Raw genomic sequence first — 16,678 nt, 5'->3', positions numbered from 1 at the left:
GCGTATTAGACAAGTTTGACTATCGGCCGCGGGACAGTGCCACATCCCACACTGAGCGATCGTTAGGGTGACGATGCCGGCCGATAAACTCCCCGTCAGTAACATCCCGGGAGGAGCCACGAGGTGCGCAAGGTACTCATCGCCAACCGAGGCGAGATCGCCGTCCGCGTCATCCGCGCCTGCCGCGACGCCGGCCTGGGCAGCGTCGCCATCTACGCGGACTCCGACCGGGACGCCCTGCACGCCACCCTGGCCGACGAGGCGTACGCCCTGGACGGCGACACCGCCGCCGAGACGTACCTGCGGATCGACAAGCTGATCGCGGTCGCCGCGCAGGCGGGGGCGGACGCCGTCCACCCCGGGTACGGCTTCCTCGCCGAGAACGCCGACTTCGCCCAGGCCGTCCTCGACGCGGGCCTGACCTGGATCGGCCCGACCCCGCAGGCGATCCGCGATCTCGGCGACAAGGTCACCGCCCGGCACATCGCCCAGCGGGCCGGCGCGCCCCTGGTCCCCGGCACCCCCGACCCGGTCGCCGGTCCCGACGAGGTGACCGCGTTCGCGGTCGAGCACGGCCTGCCCGTGGCCATCAAGGCCGCCTTCGGCGGCGGCGGGCGCGGCCTCAAGGTGGCCCGCACGATGGAGGAGATCCCGCACCTGTTCGAGTCGGCCACCCGCGAGGCGGTCGCCGCGTTCGGCCGGGGCGAGTGCTTCGTCGAGCGGTACCTGGACCAGCCCCGGCACGTCGAGGCCCAGGTCCTGGCCGACCAACACGGCAACGTGGTCGTCGTCGGCACCCGGGACTGCTCGCTGCAACGCCGGCACCAGAAGCTCGTCGAGGAGGCCCCCGCGCCGTTCCTCACCGACGCCCAGCGCCGGCAGATCCACGACAGCGCGAAGGCGATCTGCCGGGAGGCCGGCTACCACGGCGCCGGCACGGTGGAATACCTGGTCGGCGCGGACGGCACCATCTCCTTCCTGGAGGTCAACACCCGCCTCCAGGTCGAGCACCCGGTCACCGAGGAGACCGCCGGCATCGACCTCGTACGCGAGCAGTTCCGCATCGCCGACGGCGAGAAGCTGCGGCTGGCCGAGGACCCGGCCCCGCGCGGTCACTCCATCGAGTTCCGGATCAACGGCGAGGACCCGGGCCGCAACTTCCTGCCCGCCCCCGGCACCGTCACCGCGCTGCGGCTGCCCACCGGGCCCGGCGTACGGGTGGACACCGGCATCTGCGCCGGCGACGTGATCGGCGGCAACTTCGACTCGCTGCTGGCCAAGGTGATCGTCACCGGCGAGACCCGCACCGAGGCCCTGGAGCGGGCCCGGCGGGCGCTGGACGAGATGGTCGTCGAGGGAATGGCCACCGCGCTGCCGTTCCACCGCCTGGTGGTGCGCGACCCCGCGTTCACCGCCGCACCCTTCACCGTGCACACCCGGTGGATCGAGACCGAGTTCGACAACACGGTCCCCCCGTTCACCGCCGCCGCCGGCCCCGCCGAGGGCCTGGCCCAGCGGGAGACCGTCGTGGTCGAGGTGGGCGGCAAGCGGCTGGAGGTGACCCTCCCCGCCGGCCTCGGCGCGGGTACGGCCGCCGCCGCGCCCGCCGCGCGGAAGCCGGCCCGCCGGGGCGGCGGGGCCAAGGCCGGCGCGACGGTCGACGGCGACGCGCTCACCTCACCGATGCAGGGCACGATCGTGAAGATCGCCGTGGCGGACGGGGACACCGTCGCCGAGGGTGACCTGGTCGTCGTGCTGGAGGCGATGAAGATGGAGCAGCCGCTGCACGCGCACAAGGCGGGCACGGTCAACGGGCTGGCCGCCGAGGTCGGCGTGGTCGTCACCGCCGGCTCCCCCATCTGCACGATCGCCTGAGGTGCAAGGAAGGGCCCCCTCCTAACCACGCCGCAGGCGAGAACGCGGGCGCAGGCGGCGGTGAGGGCGGCGGCGCAGGCGCCGGGTGGGATCGGCGGCGGACCAGCGCGGCCGGGGTGTTTTCCGCGACCACCGCGGGCGGCGGGGCCCAGGTCCGGGAATGATGGCCGGGTGCGGTTCCTTCATGGCGCGGTCCCCGCGCACGACCTGACCTACAACGACGTCTTCATGGCGCCGGCCCGCTCCGAGGTCGGCTCCCGGCTGGACGTCGACCTGGCCACCTCGGACGGCACGGGCACCACCATCCCGCTGGTGGTGGCGAACATGACGGCGGTGGCCGGCCGGCGGATGGCCGAGACCGTCGCCCGGCGCGGCGCGATCGCGGTGATCCCGCAGGACATCCCGATCGAGGTGGTGGCCAACGTCGTCGGCTGGGTCAAGCGGCGGCACCTGGTGCACGACACGGCGATCACGCTCGGCCCGACCGACACCGTCGGCGACGCCATCCACCTGCTGCCGAAGCGGTCGCACGGCGCGGTGGTGGTGGTCGACGAGGCCGGCCGCCCGCTGGGCGTGGTGACGGAGGCGGACACCCTGGGGGTGGACCGGTTCGCCCAGCTCCGGCACGTGATGTCGACCGAGCTGCACACGGTGCCGGCGGACGCGGACCCGCGTACCGGATTCGACCGGCTCTCGGCGGCCCGGCGGCGGCTCGCGCCGGTGGTGGACGGCGACGGCCGGCTCGTCGGGGTGCTGACCCGCAAGGGCGCGCTGCGCGCGACCCTCTACACCCCGGCGGTGGACGACCGGGGCCGGCTGCGGATCGCGGCGGCCGTCGGCATCAACGGCGACGTCACGGGCAAGGCCGCCGCGCTGCTGGAGGCCGGGGTCGACACCCTGGTGGTGGACACCGCGCACGGGCACCAGGAGCGGATGATCGCCGCGCTGCGGGCGGTGCGCAGGCTCGACCCGGGCGTCCCGGTCGCGGCCGGCAACGTCGTCACCGCCGACGGGGTACGCGACCTCGTCGAGGCCGGTGCCGACATCGTGAAGGTGGGCGTCGGGCCGGGCGCGATGTGCACCACCCGGATGATGACCGGGGTGGGGCGACCGCAGTTCTCCGCGGTGCTGGACTGCGCGGCGGCGGCACGGGACCTGGGCCGGCACGTGTGGGCCGACGGCGGGGTACGGCACCCGCGCGACGTGGCGCTGGCGCTGGCCGCAGGCGCGTCGAACGTGATGATCGGGTCCTGGTTCGCCGGCACCTACGAGTCCCCCGGCGACCTGTACACGGACGCGGACGGCCGGCGGTACAAGGAGAGCTTCGGGATGGCCTCGTCCCGGGCGGTAAGCGCGCGTACGGCCGAGGACGGGGCGTTCGACCGGGCCCGCAAGGGGATCTTCGAGGAGGGCATCTCCTCGGCCCGGATGTACCTCGACCCGGACCGCCCCGGCGTCGAGGACCTGATCGACGAGATCATTTCCGGGGTACGCAGCGCGTGCACGTACGCGGGCGCGCGCAGCCTGCCGGAGTTCGCGGAGCGGGCGCTGGTCGGGGTGCAGAGCACGGCGGGCTACACCGAGGGGATGCCCCTCCCGACGAGCTGGTGACCCCCGCTGACGCCGGTGAGAAGGGTTCCCTTCTCGCCCTCGCGCGTTGCTTCAGGTGGTCTTCCTCGCCGCCGCTATTTCGTTTGGGGCCTGATTATCAGGGAGCTAACATGACCGCATGGACCTGATCAGGCTGGAGGACGTGCCGCTCGGCCGGCTGCTGGTGACCGCCGGCCACATCGTCGGCCAGCGGTGGAACCGCCATCTCGCCGAGGAGCACGGTCTCACCCACGCGGGCATGGTCACCCTCATGGCCCTGGCCCGGCACGGCGAGCTGCCCCACCGGGCGGTCGCCGAGGCGTGCTTCATCCGCCCGGCCACTCTCACCGGCATCGTCGACACGCTGGAGCGCGACGGCTTGGTCGAACGGCAGCGCGACGGCGCCGACCGGCGCAGCGTGCGGCTCGTCCTGACCCCCGCCGGCCGGGAACGGGTCGCCGCGCTCACCACCCTCATGCAGTCCGGACGACCCATGACCTCGGTCGACGCCGACCCGGCGAAGGCGGCCGTGATCCGGCAGTTCCTGCTCGAGATCATCGGCAGTGAAGAGGAGAAGCAGATGACGACCCCCGACACGAGACCGGAGACCTCGGCGTGCTGATCCGGCTGCTCCGCGCATACCTGCGCCCGTACCATCGGCCGCTTCAGGCAGTGGTGGCGTTCCAGTTCGTCGGCACGATGGCCTCGCTCTACCTGCCGAGCCTCAACGCCGACATCATCGACCAGGGCGTGGCCCGGGGCGACACCGGCTACATCATGCGTACGGGTGGCTGGATGCTGCTGGTCAGCCTGGTGCAGATCGCCTGCTCCACCGCTGCGGTCTATCTCGGTGCGCGCACGGCGATGGGCTTCGGCCGGGACGTACGCGCCGAGGTCTTCGCCCACGTCAACCGGTTCTCCGCCCGCGAGGTGGCCCGCTTCGGCGCACCCTCGCTGATCACCCGCAACACCAACGACGTGCAGCAGGTGCAGATGCTCGTCCTGATGAGCTGCACGATGCTGGTCGCCGCGCCGATCATGAGCGTCGGCGGGGTGGTGATGGCGTTGCGGGAGGACATCGGGCTGTCCTGGCTGATGCTGGTCAGCGTCCCGGTGCTGGCGCTCGCGCTCGGCCTGATCATCCGACGGATGGTGCCCGGGTTCCGGCTGATGCAGACCCGGATCGACGCGGTCAACCGCGTCCTGCGCGAGCAGATCACCGGCATCCGGGTGGTCCGGGCGTTCGTCCGGGAGCCGTACGAGACGGAGCGCTTCGGCCGCGCGAACGCCGACCTCACGGCGACCGCCCTGCGCACCGGCCGGCTGATGGCCCTGATCTTCCCCGTCGTGATGCTGGTGCTCAACGTCTCCAGCATCGCCGTGCTCTGGTTCGGCGCGGAACGCGTCGACGCCGGCCAGATCCAGGTCGGCGCGCTCACCGCCTTCCTGCAATACCTCATGCAGATCCTGATGGCCGTCATGATGGCCACCTTCATGCTGATGATGGTTCCCCGCGCTGCGGTCTGCGCCGAGCGGATCGTCGAGGTGCTGGACACCGAGTCGACGGTCGTCCCGCCGGCTGCGCCGGTGACCGAGGTGACCGGCCGGGGCGAGCTGGAGCTGCGCGACGTCCGGTTCCAGTACCCGGGGGCGAGCGCGCCGGTGCTGCACGACATCTCGTTCCGGGCGAGCGCCGGGCGCACCACGGCCGTCATCGGCAGCACGGGGGCCGGCAAGACGACCCTGCTGACGCTGATCCCCCGGCTGGTCGACGCGACCGCCGGGGCGGTGCTGGTCGACGGGGTGGACGTGCGCGAGCTAGCCCCGGACGAGCTGTGGCGACGGATCGGGCTGGTGCCGCAGCGGCCGTACCTGTTCAGCGGCACGATCGCCAGCAACCTGCGGTACGGCAACCCGGACGCCACCGACGCCGAGCTCTGGGCCGCCCTGGAGATCGCCCAGGCACGCGACTTCGTCGCCGAGCTACCCGAGGGGCTGGACGCCCCGATCGCGCAGGGCGGCACCAACGTCTCCGGCGGGCAGCGGCAGCGCCTCGCGATCGCCCGCGCCCTGGTGCGCAAGCCGGAGGTCTACCTGTTCGACGACTCGTTCTCGGCGCTCGACCTCGGCACAGACGCCCGGCTGCGGGCGGCGCTGCGGCCGGTCACCAGGGACGCGGCGGTGGTGATCGTGGCCCAGCGGGTCTCCACGATCGTCGACGCCGACCAGATCATCGTGCTCGAGGACGGGGGCATCGTCGGGATGGGCCGACACGCCGAACTACTGGAAGACTGCCCGACGTACGCGGAGATCGTCGCCTCCCAGCAGACGGCGGGGGTGCCGGCATGACGGCCGTACCGGATCAGCGGCCCGCCGCGCGGCGGCCGGCGACGAACGGCGCGGCGGAGGGGGCGACCCCGAAGCGGCTGCCCCCCGGCGGCCAGCGCGGCGGCCCGCCGTGGATGGGCGCCGGCATGCCGGCCGAGAAGTCGATGAACTTCGGGCCGTCCGCCCGGCGGCTGCTGCGCCGGTTGCGGCCGCACCGCCTCCAGCTGGCCGTCATCGTCACCCTCGCGCTGGTCAGCGTCGGTTTCGGCGTGTACGGGCCGAAGGTGCTCGGCCACGCCACCGACCTGATCTTCAGCGGGGTGATCGGCCGGCAGTTCCCGGCCGGGACCACCGCCGAGCAGGCCGTCGCGGCGGCCCGCGCGGCCGGCAACGACAACTTCGCCGACATGCTGGCCCGGATGGACGTGGTGCCCGGGGTGGGCATCGACTTCACCGCCCTGGCCCGGGTGCTGCTGTTCGTACTCGCCCTCTACCTGGCGGCCAGCCTGCTCATGTGGTGGCAGGGCTGGCTGCTCAACGGGGTGGTGCAGCGCACCGTGCTGCGGCTGCGCGCCGACGTCGAGGACAAGCTGAACCGGCTGCCGCTGCCGTACTTCGACCGGCAGCCCCGGGGCGAGCTGCTCAGCCGGGTCACCAACGACATCGACAACATCTCGCAGACCCTCCAGCAGACGCTGAGCCAGTTGCTCACCTCGCTGCTGACCGTGGTCGGCGTACTGGCCATGATGTTCTGGATCTCGCCGTTGCTGGCGCTGGTGGCCCTGGTCGCGGTGCCGCTGTCGGTGGTGGTCACCGGCGTGATCGCGAAGCGTTCGCAGCAGCGGTTCATCGCCCAGTGGACGCACACCGGCGAGCTGAACGGCCAGATCGAGGAGGCGTTCACCGGCCACGAGCTGGTCAAGGTCTTCGGCCGCCAGCGCGAGGTCGAGGCCGCGTTCACCGCCAAGAACGACGAGCTGTTCCGGGCCAGCTTCGGGGCGCAGTTCATCTCCGGGATCATCATGCCGGCGATGATGTTCATCGGGAACCTCAGCTACGTCGCGATCGCCGTGGTCGGCGGGCTGCGGGTGGCGTCGGGCACGATGAGCCTCGGCGACGTGCAGGCGTTCATCCAGTACTCGCGGCAGTTCACCCAGCCGCTGACCCAGGTCGCCTCGATGGCCAACCTGCTCCAGTCCGGGGTGGCCTCCGCCGAGCGGGTGTTCGCGGTGCTCGACGCCGAGGAGCAGAGCCCGGACCCGGCCACGCCGGCCCGGGTCGCCGACCCGCACGGCCGCGTCGAGTTCGAGCACGTCTCCTTCCGGTACGAGCCGGACAAGCCGCTGATCTCCGACCTGTCGCTGGTCGCCGAGCCGGGGCACACGGTGGCCATCGTCGGGCCGACCGGGGCCGGCAAGACCACCCTGGTCAACCTGGTCATGCGCTTCTACGAGCTGGACGCCGGCCGGATCACCCTCGACGGGGTCGACATCACCGCGCTGCGCCGCGACGACCTGCGCGGCCGGATCGGCATGGTGCTCCAGGACACCTGGCTCTTCGGCGGCACGATCCGCGACAACATCGCGTACGGCCGGCCGGGCGCGAGCGAGGAGGAGATCGTCGCCGCCGCCCGGGCCACGTTCGTGGACCGCTTCGTGCGCAGCCTCCCCGACGGCTACGACACCGTCATCGACTCCGAGGGCAGCAACGTCAGCGCGGGCGAGAAGCAGCTCGTCACCATCGCCCGGGCGTTCCTGGCCGAGCCGTCGCTGCTGATCCTCGACGAGGCGACCAGCTCGGTGGACACCCGCACCGAGGTGCTGCTCCAGCGGGCCATGGCGGCGCTGCGCTCCGACCGGACGAGCTTCGTCATCGCCCACCGCCTGTCCACCATCCGCGACGCGGACCTGATCCTGATGATGGAGAACGGCCGCATCGTCGAGCAGGGCACCCACGAGCAGCTGCTGGCCGCCCGGGGCGCGTACCACCGGCTCCACCAGGCCCAGTTCAGCCAGCCGGACCCGGTCGTCGGCGGCGAACCGGAGCCGCAGCCCGCCTCGGTCCAGGGCTGAGCGTCGTGACACGGGCGGGCCGCCGGCACGGGACCTGCCGGCGGCCCTGGCGGCCCGGTCGTCGGGAACGAGGGCCCGACGTGCGGTGCCGCGCGTCGACAACGGTACGCCGCTCGTCACGAACGCGGCGACCGCCTCCACCCGTACGCCACGGTTGCCGGCCCGTCGGGCCGTGTCGGCGGTCACCACCGGCCGGGGTGGGCTGCGGTGACGCCGGACACGCCGTCAGGCTCGGTGCACCCGATCGGCCCGACCCGGCGAGGTGGTTGTCGTGCCTGAGCTACTGACCAGCGTCGCCTCGCCGCTCTGGACCTACCTGGCCCTGCTCGGGTTGCTGGCCGTCGACGCCTTCGTCCCGGTCGTGCCCACGCAGGTCCTGATGATCACCGGCGGCGCGCTCACCGTCTACGGCGGGCTGAGCCTGCCGGTGACCATCGGCGTCGGCGCCCTCGGCGTCTTCGCCGGCGACCTCGCCTGCTACCTGCTCGGCCGGCGCGCACCGGACCGCCGGCCCGCCCCGACCGACGCACCCGGCCGGGCCCGCCGGATCGCCGGCCGGGTGACCCGGGGGCTGCGCCAGCCGGGGCCGCTGGTGATCCTGCTCTGCCGCTTCGTGCCCGGCGGCCGGATGGCCGCCTGCTTCGCCGCCGGTCGCAGCCGCTACCCGTACCGGCTGTTCCTCGCGTACGAGGCGCTGGCGGCGGCCGGCTGGGCCACCTACGGGACGATGATCGGGCACCTCGGCGGCACGGCGCTGACCGAGTCGGCCTGGCAGCTGCTGGTGATCGCCGGGGCGGCGGCGGCCGGCTTCGCGGCGGCCGGGTGGGCGATGACCGCCCTCGGCGCCCGCCGCGCCCGCCCCGAACCCCCGACCGACTGACCCTGTGGGAGAGCGGACGGCTACTCCAGCTCGTGGAGCATGAGCTGGCGGGCCGCCTCGGTGATCGAGCCCGACAGGCTCGGGTAGATCGTGATGGTGTGGGCCAGCTCGTTGACCGTGAGGTTGTTCTCCACCGCCATCGTGATCGGCAGGATCAGCTCGCTGGCCTTCGGTGCCACCACCACACCGCCGATCACCTGGCCGCTGGCCGGGCGGCAGAACAGCTTCACGAAGCCGTCGGCGAGGTCGTCCATCTTCGCCCGCGCGTTGCCCGACAGCGGCAGCATCACCTGGCGGGCCGGGGTCCGGCCCGCGTCCACCTCGTCCTGGGAGACGCCGACGGTGGCCAGCTCCGGGTCGGTGAAGACGTTCGCGGCGACCGTGCGCAGCCGCAGCGGCCGGACCGCCTCGCCGAGCGCGTGCCACATCGCGATCCGGCCCTGCATCGCGGCGACGCTGGCCAGCGGCAGCACCCCCGTGCAGTCGCCGGCGGCGTAGACCCCGGGGACGTTGGTGCGCGACACCCGGTCGACGGTCACGTAGCCGCCCCGGGCCAGCTCCACGCCGTACTCGGCGAGGCCGAGGCCGGCGGTGTTGGGGATCGAGCCGACCGCGATGAGCGCGTGCGAGCCCTGCACCAGCCGGCCGTCGGCCAGCTCCACCTCCACCCCGTCGGCGGTACGCCGCACGCCCTCCGCGCGGGAGTTGTTGAGGATCGTCATGCCCCGGGAACGGAACACCCGCTCGATCGCCATGGCGGCGTCGGCGTCCTCGTGCGGCATCACCCGGTCCCGGCTGGAGACGAGGGTGACCGGGACCCCCATGGCGAGGTATGCGCTGGCGAACTCGGCGCCGGTGACGCCGGAGCCGACCACGATCAGGTGCTCGGGCAGGTGGGGCAGGTCGTACACCTGCCGCCAGGTCAGGATGCGCTCGCCGTCCGGCACGGCCGTGGGGAGCTGGCGCGGGGTGGCGCCGGTGGCGACCAGCACGGTCGACGCGTCGATCGAGTGCTTCCCGGAGCCGTCGGCCGGGGTGACGACGACGCGGTGGGTGTGGCCCAGCATGTCCTCGCCGAGCCGGGCCGTGCCGGCGACGAAGGTGACGCCGGCCTTCACCAGCTTCGCGTGGATGTCGGCGGACTGGTGCAGGGCGAGCCGCTTGACCCGCTCGTGCACGGCCCGCGCGTCGACGGTCACCGCCTCCAGCCCGTCGGAGTGCACCCCGAACTCCTCGGTGTCCCGGTATCCGGTGACCACCGAGGAGCTGGCGATGAACGTCTTCGACGGGACGCAGTCGGACAGCACGCACGCACCGCCGGCCCCCTCGGCCTCCACCACGGTGACATCGGCGTCCAACTGGGCGGCGACCAGGGCCGCCTCGTACCCGGCCGGCCCACCGCCGATGATCACGATCTGGCTCACAGCTGTCGCCCCTCGTCCATGCTCACAGTGACTTTCTTCTCCCCGACACGTCCGACACGCACCGTCGTATTCTCCCCCACCCGTCCGCCGGGCTATCGTCATCGCCGTGCGTCACTACGCCGCCTACGGCTCAAACCTGGATCCCGCCCGGATGCGCGCCTACTGCCCGCACTCCCCGATGGTCGGCGTCGGCTGGCTGGAAGGCTGGCGGCTCACCTTCGCCGGCGAGGGCGTGATCGGCTGGGAGGGCGCGGTCAGCACCGTCGTCGAGTCCCCCGGTGACCGGGTGTTCGTGGCGCTCTACGACATCCACCCGTACGACGCCGCCCAGCTCGACGAGATCGAGGGGGTGGCCTCCGGGACGTACCGGAAGCTGCACGTCCGGGTCTCCACCCTCGACGGTGACGTGACCGCGTGGATCTACGTCTTCGACGGCTACGAGGGCGGCCTGCCGACGGCCTGGTACCTGTCGGAGATCGCCAACGCCGCCGAGAAGGCAGGCGCCCCCGACGACTACGTCAGCGAGCTGCGGTCCCGCCCCACCGGCACCGCGTCGGCCTAGCGCGTCTCCCACGCCTCCAGTCTGCTCTTCCCCGGAAAGAGCCGCACGGCGGCCCGGGGCGGGGTCACCTGGCCCACACCGACGGGTCGCCCGTCACGCTGCGGCGGTGTCTTCTGTCACGCTGCGGCGGCGCGTCACGCACCGGCGGCAGGGACGCTGCGCTCGTACATGTCGGCCCAGTGCATCTCGCGCAGCCCCACCGAGCGGTAGAGCGTCGCCGGGGAGGTCGGGTTGGCCAGGTCCACGCCGAGGCCGGCGTGGCGTCGCCCCTTCGCCGCGTAGACCGCGAAGGCCCGGCGCAGCAGCGCGGCGCCCACCCCGCGCCGCCGGCACTCCGGCAGCACCGACAGGGTACGCACCCAGCCCATGTCCTGCTCCAACGCCTGGTCGGACGACTGCAACGCGCCGGCCGGCTCCCCGTCGACCTCGGCGACGAACCACTCGTCCCAGGTCCTGGCGTAGGCGGGAAGGTGCTCCCGCCAGTGGTCGTACCCGGCCGGCTCGTAGTCCGGGGTGTCCCGGAACGCCGTGTCGAAGATCCGGTGGAACAGCCGCAGGTCGGCCTCGTCGTCGGCGCGCAGCGGACGGACCGTCACCCCCGGCGGGAGTGGCGGCTCGGCAGGCAGCCCGGCCAGCTCCCGGCTCATCCGCAGGTACCGCTTCACCCGGGTGAAACCGGCCCCGGTCAGCTCGGCAGCCCACCGCGTCTCCGGCCCATGCGCCGAGGCGCGGACGGTCAGCGCGGGCAGGCCCCGCTCGGCGACCCGCTCGGCGACCCGGTCCAGCATCCGGGCGAGCAGCGGGGCGCGCACCGCCGCGCCGTGCTCCGGGTCGACGAGGACGTCGACGAACTCCCGACCCACCCCGGTCGGGTTGTCCACCACCGACCAGGCGACGATCCGGCCCTGCGGGTCGCTGACCAGCCAGGAGTCGCGCGCCGGGTCGAAGAAGGGTGCCGTCAGGGCGGCCTCGACGTCTTCGGCGTCGAAGTCCGGGTGGCCGATCGCGAAGGTGTCGGCGGCGTGCACGACCGCGAGGATCGCGGGTACGTCGTCCAGGGTGGGGCGGCGTGCCGCCCAGCCAGCGGGAAGAGTCACGGCGCGATCCTGGCAGCCGGACCGGGATCCGCGCCCCCCATTTTCACCCCACCCGCCCCCACCCGCCCGCGCTCGCCCCGCTCCCCGCGCTCGGCTCGGTGAGAGGGGGACCCTTCTCTACCTCAGGCGTTAACAAGGGGCCCTTCCTTGCGCCAAGGCGCGCGCGGCGGTCAGCAGGTCGAGCAGCTCGGCACCCTCGGTCGGGGTGAGGGCCCGGAAGCCGGCCGACATCAGCCGGTCGGTCACCGCGTCCGCCCACAGCCGGCGGCGCACCAGCGACCCGACCGGGGGATACGGCGGCGGCCACCCGCAGGCGAGCGCGGCGGCCTCCCCCGCCGGCGCGGTCAGCACCGCCTCCAGCGGTGTCAGCCCGCCGGCCCGCGCCGCCAGCAGGCATGCCCCGACGACGTGTTCCCGCAGCAGCAGCAGCCCGACGGCGGCGCGGGCGGCCGGTGAGTCGTCCGGCGGCGGCATGGCCCGCCAGGCCGCGAAGAGCGGCATCGCACTGGCGTCCGCCGCGTCGACCACCCTGCGCAGCAGCGTCGCCAGCCGGCTCACCCCGGTCATGGTGGCCAGCTGCTCGGCGCCCCACCGGCAGCATTCGGCCAGGTACGCCGCCGCCACCTCCGACGGGCGGAGCACCAGGGCGGCTGCGTCCCACCCGTCGGCGACGGCGTCGGGGGCGACGAAGCCGAGGGCGGCGGTCACCGTGGCGACCCGGACGTCGCCCAGCGCCCCGGCCCGACCGGCGATGTGGAAGGCCCAGCCGGGGATGCCCAGCCGGCCGGCCCGGCGCAGGGTGGCCGGACAGCGGGTGAACTCCGTCCCGAGCTCCAGCACCAACGGCTTGCTCGCGGCGGCGACCTGCTCCGGCGTCATCGGGTCCAGTCTGCCCCGCCGGGGCCTTCTGCGGCAGCCCCCTCTTCGGCGTCCACCGCCTCGATCGCGCCCTCGACCTCGCCGGTGCGGCGCCGGGCGGCGGTGACGGCCCGTTCCGCCGCCCGGCAGGCCAGCTTCCGCCGGCTCAGTTCCTGTTCGGCCTGGGCGCGCCGCCGCTCCAGCTCGGCCAGCGACCGTTCGATGCCGGCGAGTTCCTCGGCGCCGTCGTGCACGGCCTCCGCCGCGCCGGCCAGCTCCGCCTCGGCCCGCTCCTGGTCGGTACACGCCCGCATCAACTCCCGCTCCAGCACCCGGCGCTGCCGGGCCCGCTCGGCCCGCGCGGCGTGCTCCGCGTCCCGGGTGGCACGGTCGGCCTCTCGCGTGGCCCGCTCGGCCTTCCGGTCGGCGGCGCGCTGCCCGGAGCCACCGGGTGGGCCGGCGGGCGGTGGCGGCTCCTCGCCGCCGGTGACCAGGCGGAGCTGGGGGCGGGGCACCTCGCCGAAGCCGGCGTAGCTGGCGGCCCGCAGCAGCTGGCCGGAGCGCACCTGCTCGGCGACCTCCGCGTCGGAGAGCGCGGCGTTGAGGGTCGCCTCCACCTCGCCCAACGGCAGCTTCCCGGCCGGCGGGCCGCCCTCGGCGTCGGCGGCCAGCCGGCGGGCCTCGGCGACCAGCGCGGCGACCGCCGCCCGCCGCTGGGCGGAGAGCTCCCGCAGCCGGGGGCCGCGCAGGTCGCGCTGGGCGGCCCGCAGCGCCTCGGCGAGCCGGGTCAGGTCGGCGACCAGCTCGGGGCGGCGCAGGGCGAGCAGGTTGACCAGCCAGGCGGCCACGGTGGGGCGGCGCAGCCGGGCGATCTGGCGGGCCGTGGCCGGGTCGCCGGAGCGCCGGGCCTCGGCGACGGCGGCGTCGCGGGTGGCGACGAACGTCTCCGGCGGTTCGGTGTAGAGCCGCCGGAGGAGGTCCTGCGGGGGCGGCACGGCTCAGGCGTCGAGCCGGCTGCCCGGCTCGAGACGCTGGTAGTCGGTCCCGGACAGTGCGGCGTACTGGCGGTTGAGGACGGCGAGCCCGTTGTCGTTGAGCAGCCCGTCGTGCAGGGCGAAGGCGCGGCGCGGGGCTACCGCGCGGATGAAGTCGAGCACCTCGGAGAACTTCGACCAGGGGGCGTGGATCGGCGCGAAGAGCGTGTCCACCTGGACGTCCTCGGGCACCACCAGGGAGTCGCCGGGGTGGTAGACGACGTCGTCGAGCAGGTATCCGAGGTTGTCCACGACCGGGATGTCGGGGTGGATGACGGCGTGCCGGCCACCGTGGGCGCGCACGGGCACGCCCGCCGCCGTGAACGACTGGCCGGGCGCGACCGGCTCCAGGGCCTCGGCCGCGTCGCCGAGGACGCCGGCCAGCGTGGCCGGGCCGTGGATGCGCAGCGGCCGGCGGTCGAGTTGCCGGGTGAGCGCCGCGACGTCCACGTGGTCGGGGTGCTCGTGGGTGATCAGCACCGCGTCCGCCCCGTCCAGCGCCGCCGGGTCGCTGAAGACGCCGGGGTCGACGACCAGCACCCCGCCGTCGTGTTCGACCCTCAGGCAGGAGTGGGCGTACTTGGTGAGCTGCATCGTGACTCCTCGATTGACCTAATCGTGATGTCTCTGAGCGCAGTCTGCCGGAACCGGCGCGGCGTCGCTTCACGTCTGACGTATCGCCCGACGGGGGGCGCAGACGATCGGAGCGGTTGATGGACGGACACGCGAGACGCAGGTTGTGGACCGCGGTGGGGCTGGTGGCGCTGCTGGCGGTCGGCGGGTGCAGCGCCGACGGCGGGAGCGGCAGCGCGGAGGACACCGCGGCCGTGGCACCCGAGCAGGGGGCGCCGGCCGGCGGGGCGAAGGCGGAGCAGGGTGCCGACGCCGGTGCGGCGCGCTCCGGCGCGGGCGGCGGGTCACCGGACCTGCGGGTCGACCAGCGGTCGATCATCTACACCGGAACCATGCGGGTACGGGTGGACGACGTGGACGCCGCCGCCCGGTCCGCCGTCACGGCGGTCACCGGCGTCGGTGGCTTCGTCGGCGGCGACGAGCGCAGCAGCGGGGGGACCGTCGACGCCCGGGCGGAGCTGCAACTGCGGGTGCCGGCGGAACGGTTCACGGCCGTGCTGGAGGAGTTGGCGGGGCTCGGCCGGCAGGAGCAGCGGGCGATCCGCACGGAGGACGTGACCGAGGAGACCGTGGACCTCGACGCGCGGATCGCCACCCAGCGGGCCCGGGTCGAGAGCGGCCGCAAGCTGCTGGCGCGGGCCACCACGATCGGCGACCTGGTGACGCTGGAGAGCGAGGTGGCGAGGCGGGAGGCCGACCTCGCCTCGCTGGAGGCGAAGAAGCGCCGGCTGGCCGACCTGACGGCGCTCTCCACCATCACCCTCACCCTGGTCGGGCCGGAGGCGGCCGTCCGGGACACGGAGCCCGACACCGGCTTCATGGTCGGCCTGCGCGGCGGCTGGAATGCGTTCGTCGCCTCGCTGGGCGTGCTGCTGACGGTGCTCGGGGCGCTGCTGCCGTTCGCGGTGGCCCTCGGCGTGCCGGTGGCCGCGCTGGTGGCGGTGCTGCGGCGGCGCCGACGTCGAGCGCCGGCGCCGGTCGTCAGCGCGCCGCCGCCAGTGCCCGCAGCGCGGTCTGCACCATGACCCGGACGCCTACGGCGATGGCCCGCTCGTCGACGTCGAACGAGGCCCGGTGCAGGTCGACGTTCGGGCCGGACCGGCCGACACCGAGCCGGGCCAGCGCGCCGGGGACGTATTCCAGGTACCAGGAGAAGTCCTCGCCGCCCATGCTCTGCGGGGTCTCGGCGACCCCGTCGGGGCCGAGCGCCGCGTGGGTCGCCGCGGTCAGCACCTGGATCGCCCTGGCGTCGTTGGTGACCGGGGGCCGGCCGCGCAGGTATTCCAGATCGACGGTGGCGCCGGTCGGGGCGATGACGTCCCGCACCACCTGAGCGACGATCTTGGGGGCCTCGTCCCAGGTGTCGCGGTCCATCACCCGCAGGGTGCCGGACGCGGTCGCCTCGGACGGGATCACGTTGTAGCGGGTGCCGGCCGAGGCGTGGCCGAACACCAGCAGCAGCCCGCTGTTGGCCGGCACCCGGCGGCTGACCAGGGCGGGCACCTCGGTGACCAGCCGGCCGAGCGCGTCGACCAGGTCGACGGTCAGGTGCGGGCGGGCGGTGTGCCCGCCCGGGCCGGTGAGCCGGACGGTGACGTTGTCGGCGGCGGCGGTGATCGGGCCGACCCGCAGGCCGACCTTGCCGACGGGCTGGTTGGGGTCGCAGTGCAGCGCGAAGATCTGCACGACGTCGTCGAGGCCGCCGGCCTCGATGACCTCCAGCGAGCCGCAGGGCAGGATCTCCTCGGCCGGCTGGAAGATCAGCCGGACCCGGCCGTCCAGCTCGCCGAGGTCGGCGAGCTGGGCCAGCAGCATACCGACGCCGAGCAGCACGGTGGTGTGCACGTCGTGGCCGCAGGCGTGGCAGACGCCGTCCTTCGTGGACCGGTAGGGCACGTCCTTGACGTCGGTCAGCGGCAGCGCGTCGATGTCGGCGCGCAGCGCGACCACCGGGCCGTCGGGGCGGCCGTCGATGTCGCAGATGACCCCGTTGCCCTTCGGCAGCAGGCGGGGGCGCAGGCCGGCGAGGGACAGCTCGCGGGCGATCAGGGCGGCCGTCTCGAACTCCTCGCCGGAGAGCTCCGGGTGGGAGTGGAGGTGCCGGCGGGTGGCGACGAGGCCGGGCACCCGGAGGGCGAGCAGATGGTCGAGCTCGAAGGGCAAAGGCTGCGACCCGGACGGCGACTCCGGCCAGGCCGACGACGCCAGGTGGCTGCCGTTCGGCAGCGTCAACGCACTCGTCACGTCGAAATCTCGATCACTAGGAATGGATGGATCATCAGGGATGACAGCCGCCAGCCTAGACCTTCGACGGTGACTCTGTGC

At 73.8% G+C, this 16,678-nt stretch carries 14 protein-coding genes; 8 read left to right on the top strand and 6 right to left on the bottom strand.

Annotation, left to right across the window (positions count from 1 at the left end; genetic code table 11):
• Positions 1–123: 123 nt before the first annotated feature.
• The 6 genes from ACFT41_RS04685 (at position 124) to ACFT41_RS04660 (ending at position 8,745) form a co-directional block, all read left to right on the top strand.
• On the top strand, positions 124–1,875 hold the full coding sequence (locus ACFT41_RS04685; protein ID WP_377582359.1) for an acetyl/propionyl/methylcrotonyl-CoA carboxylase subunit alpha: 1,752 nt from the start codon (positions 124–126) through the stop codon (positions 1,873–1,875).
• Positions 1,876–2,046: 171 nt separating this feature from the next.
• Positions 2,047–3,486 carry a GuaB1 family IMP dehydrogenase-related protein gene (locus ACFT41_RS04680; protein WP_377582356.1) on the top strand — a complete coding sequence of 480 codons (1,440 nt, stop codon included), beginning with the start codon at positions 2,047–2,049 and terminating at the stop codon, positions 3,484–3,486.
• Positions 3,487–3,604: 118 nt separating this feature from the next.
• Positions 3,605–4,087: a MarR family winged helix-turn-helix transcriptional regulator gene (locus tag ACFT41_RS04675; RefSeq protein WP_377582352.1), complete on the top strand. Its 483-nt coding sequence runs from the start codon at positions 3,605–3,607 to the stop codon at positions 4,085–4,087.
• Entirely contained in the window at positions 4,081–5,814 is a 1,734-nt protein-coding gene (locus tag ACFT41_RS04670) for an ABC transporter ATP-binding protein (RefSeq protein WP_377582349.1), read from the top strand. Before ACFT41_RS04675 ends, ACFT41_RS04670 begins: the two co-directional genes overlap by 7 nt.
• Entirely contained in the window at positions 5,811–7,865 is a 2,055-nt protein-coding gene (locus tag ACFT41_RS04665; protein ID WP_377582347.1) for an ABC transporter ATP-binding protein, read from the top strand. The genes ACFT41_RS04670 and ACFT41_RS04665 overlap by 4 nt, the downstream gene beginning before the upstream one ends.
• Positions 7,866–8,136: 271 nt before the next feature.
• On the top strand, positions 8,137–8,745 hold the full coding sequence (locus ACFT41_RS04660) for a DedA family protein (protein ID WP_377582344.1): 609 nt from the start codon (positions 8,137–8,139) through the stop codon (positions 8,743–8,745).
• A 20-nt stretch (positions 8,746–8,765) separates the two neighbouring features.
• Here ACFT41_RS04660 and ACFT41_RS04655 read toward each other — a convergent pair whose 3' ends face one another.
• A complete protein-coding gene (locus ACFT41_RS04655; protein ID WP_377582341.1) occupies positions 8,766–10,169 on the bottom strand; it encodes an NAD(P)H-quinone dehydrogenase in 1,404 nt (467 codons plus the stop codon).
• A gap of 106 nt (positions 10,170–10,275) precedes the next feature.
• On the opposite strand from ACFT41_RS04655, the gene ACFT41_RS04650 reads away from it, so the two are divergent.
• Positions 10,276–10,731 carry a gamma-glutamylcyclotransferase gene (locus ACFT41_RS04650; protein ID WP_377582338.1) on the top strand — a complete coding sequence of 152 codons (456 nt, stop codon included), beginning with the start codon at positions 10,276–10,278 and terminating at the stop codon, positions 10,729–10,731.
• 134 nt (positions 10,732–10,865) lie between these two features.
• On the opposite strand, the gene ACFT41_RS04645 is transcribed toward ACFT41_RS04650, so the two are convergent.
• The 4 genes from ACFT41_RS04645 to ACFT41_RS04630 form a co-directional block, all read right to left on the bottom strand.
• Positions 10,866–11,828 (bottom strand): GNAT family N-acetyltransferase, encoded by a 963-nt coding sequence (locus ACFT41_RS04645; RefSeq protein WP_377582336.1) that lies wholly within the window; start codon positions 11,826–11,828, stop codon positions 10,866–10,868.
• Between the two features lie 129 nt (positions 11,829–11,957).
• The gene (locus ACFT41_RS04640) at positions 11,958–12,707 is read right to left on the bottom strand and encodes a hypothetical protein (RefSeq protein ID WP_377582333.1); all 750 of its coding nucleotides are present in this window, start codon (positions 12,705–12,707) and stop codon (positions 11,958–11,960) included.
• Positions 12,704–13,681: a hypothetical protein gene (locus ACFT41_RS04635; protein WP_377613744.1), complete on the bottom strand. Its 978-nt coding sequence runs from the start codon at positions 13,679–13,681 to the stop codon at positions 12,704–12,706. The genes ACFT41_RS04640 and ACFT41_RS04635 overlap by 4 nt, the downstream gene beginning before the upstream one ends.
• A 3-nt stretch (positions 13,682–13,684) precedes the next feature.
• Complete coding sequence (locus tag ACFT41_RS04630) at positions 13,685–14,314, bottom strand: MBL fold metallo-hydrolase (RefSeq protein ID WP_377589347.1); 630 nt, start codon at positions 14,312–14,314, stop codon at positions 13,685–13,687.
• A gap of 119 nt (positions 14,315–14,433) precedes the next feature.
• Here ACFT41_RS04630 and ACFT41_RS04625 point away from each other — a divergent pair, with 119 nt between their 5' ends.
• On the top strand, positions 14,434–15,378 hold the full coding sequence (locus ACFT41_RS04625) for a DUF4349 domain-containing protein (protein ID WP_377589348.1): 945 nt from the start codon (positions 14,434–14,436) through the stop codon (positions 15,376–15,378).
• Here ACFT41_RS04625 and ACFT41_RS04620 read toward each other — a convergent pair.
• A complete protein-coding gene (locus ACFT41_RS04620; RefSeq protein WP_377589349.1) occupies positions 15,335–16,597 on the bottom strand; it encodes an amidohydrolase in 1,263 nt (420 codons plus the stop codon). The genes ACFT41_RS04625 and ACFT41_RS04620 overlap by 44 nt on opposite strands.
• Positions 16,598–16,678: the final 81 nt, after the last annotated feature.

This window comes from Micromonospora sp. NPDC057141 (genome assembly GCF_042670805.1).
GTDB lineage: Bacteria > Actinomycetota > Actinomycetes > Mycobacteriales > Micromonosporaceae > Micromonospora.
Note: the sequence above shows the minus strand (reverse complement) of the source record. Positions and strands in the feature narration are given on the sequence as shown.

Bases quoted from the DNA above. Each gene is read 5' to 3' on its own strand.
- ACFT41_RS04675 (WP_377582352.1), top strand. From the start codon at position 3,605: ATGGACCTGATCAGGCTGGAGGACGTGCCGCTCGGCCGGCTGCTGGTG.
- ACFT41_RS04665 (WP_377582347.1), top strand. From the start codon at position 5,811: ATGACGGCCGTACCGGATCAGCGGCCCGCCGCGCGGCGGCCGGCGACG.
- ACFT41_RS04640 (WP_377582333.1), bottom strand. From the start codon at position 12,707: ATGACGCCGGAGCAGGTCGCCGCCGCGAGCAAGCCGTTGGTGCTGGAG.
- ACFT41_RS04630 (WP_377589347.1), bottom strand. From the start codon at position 14,314: ATGCAGCTCACCAAGTACGCCCACTCCTGCCTGAGGGTCGAACACGAC.
- ACFT41_RS04625 (WP_377589348.1), top strand. From the start codon at position 14,434: ATGGACGGACACGCGAGACGCAGGTTGTGGACCGCGGTGGGGCTGGTG.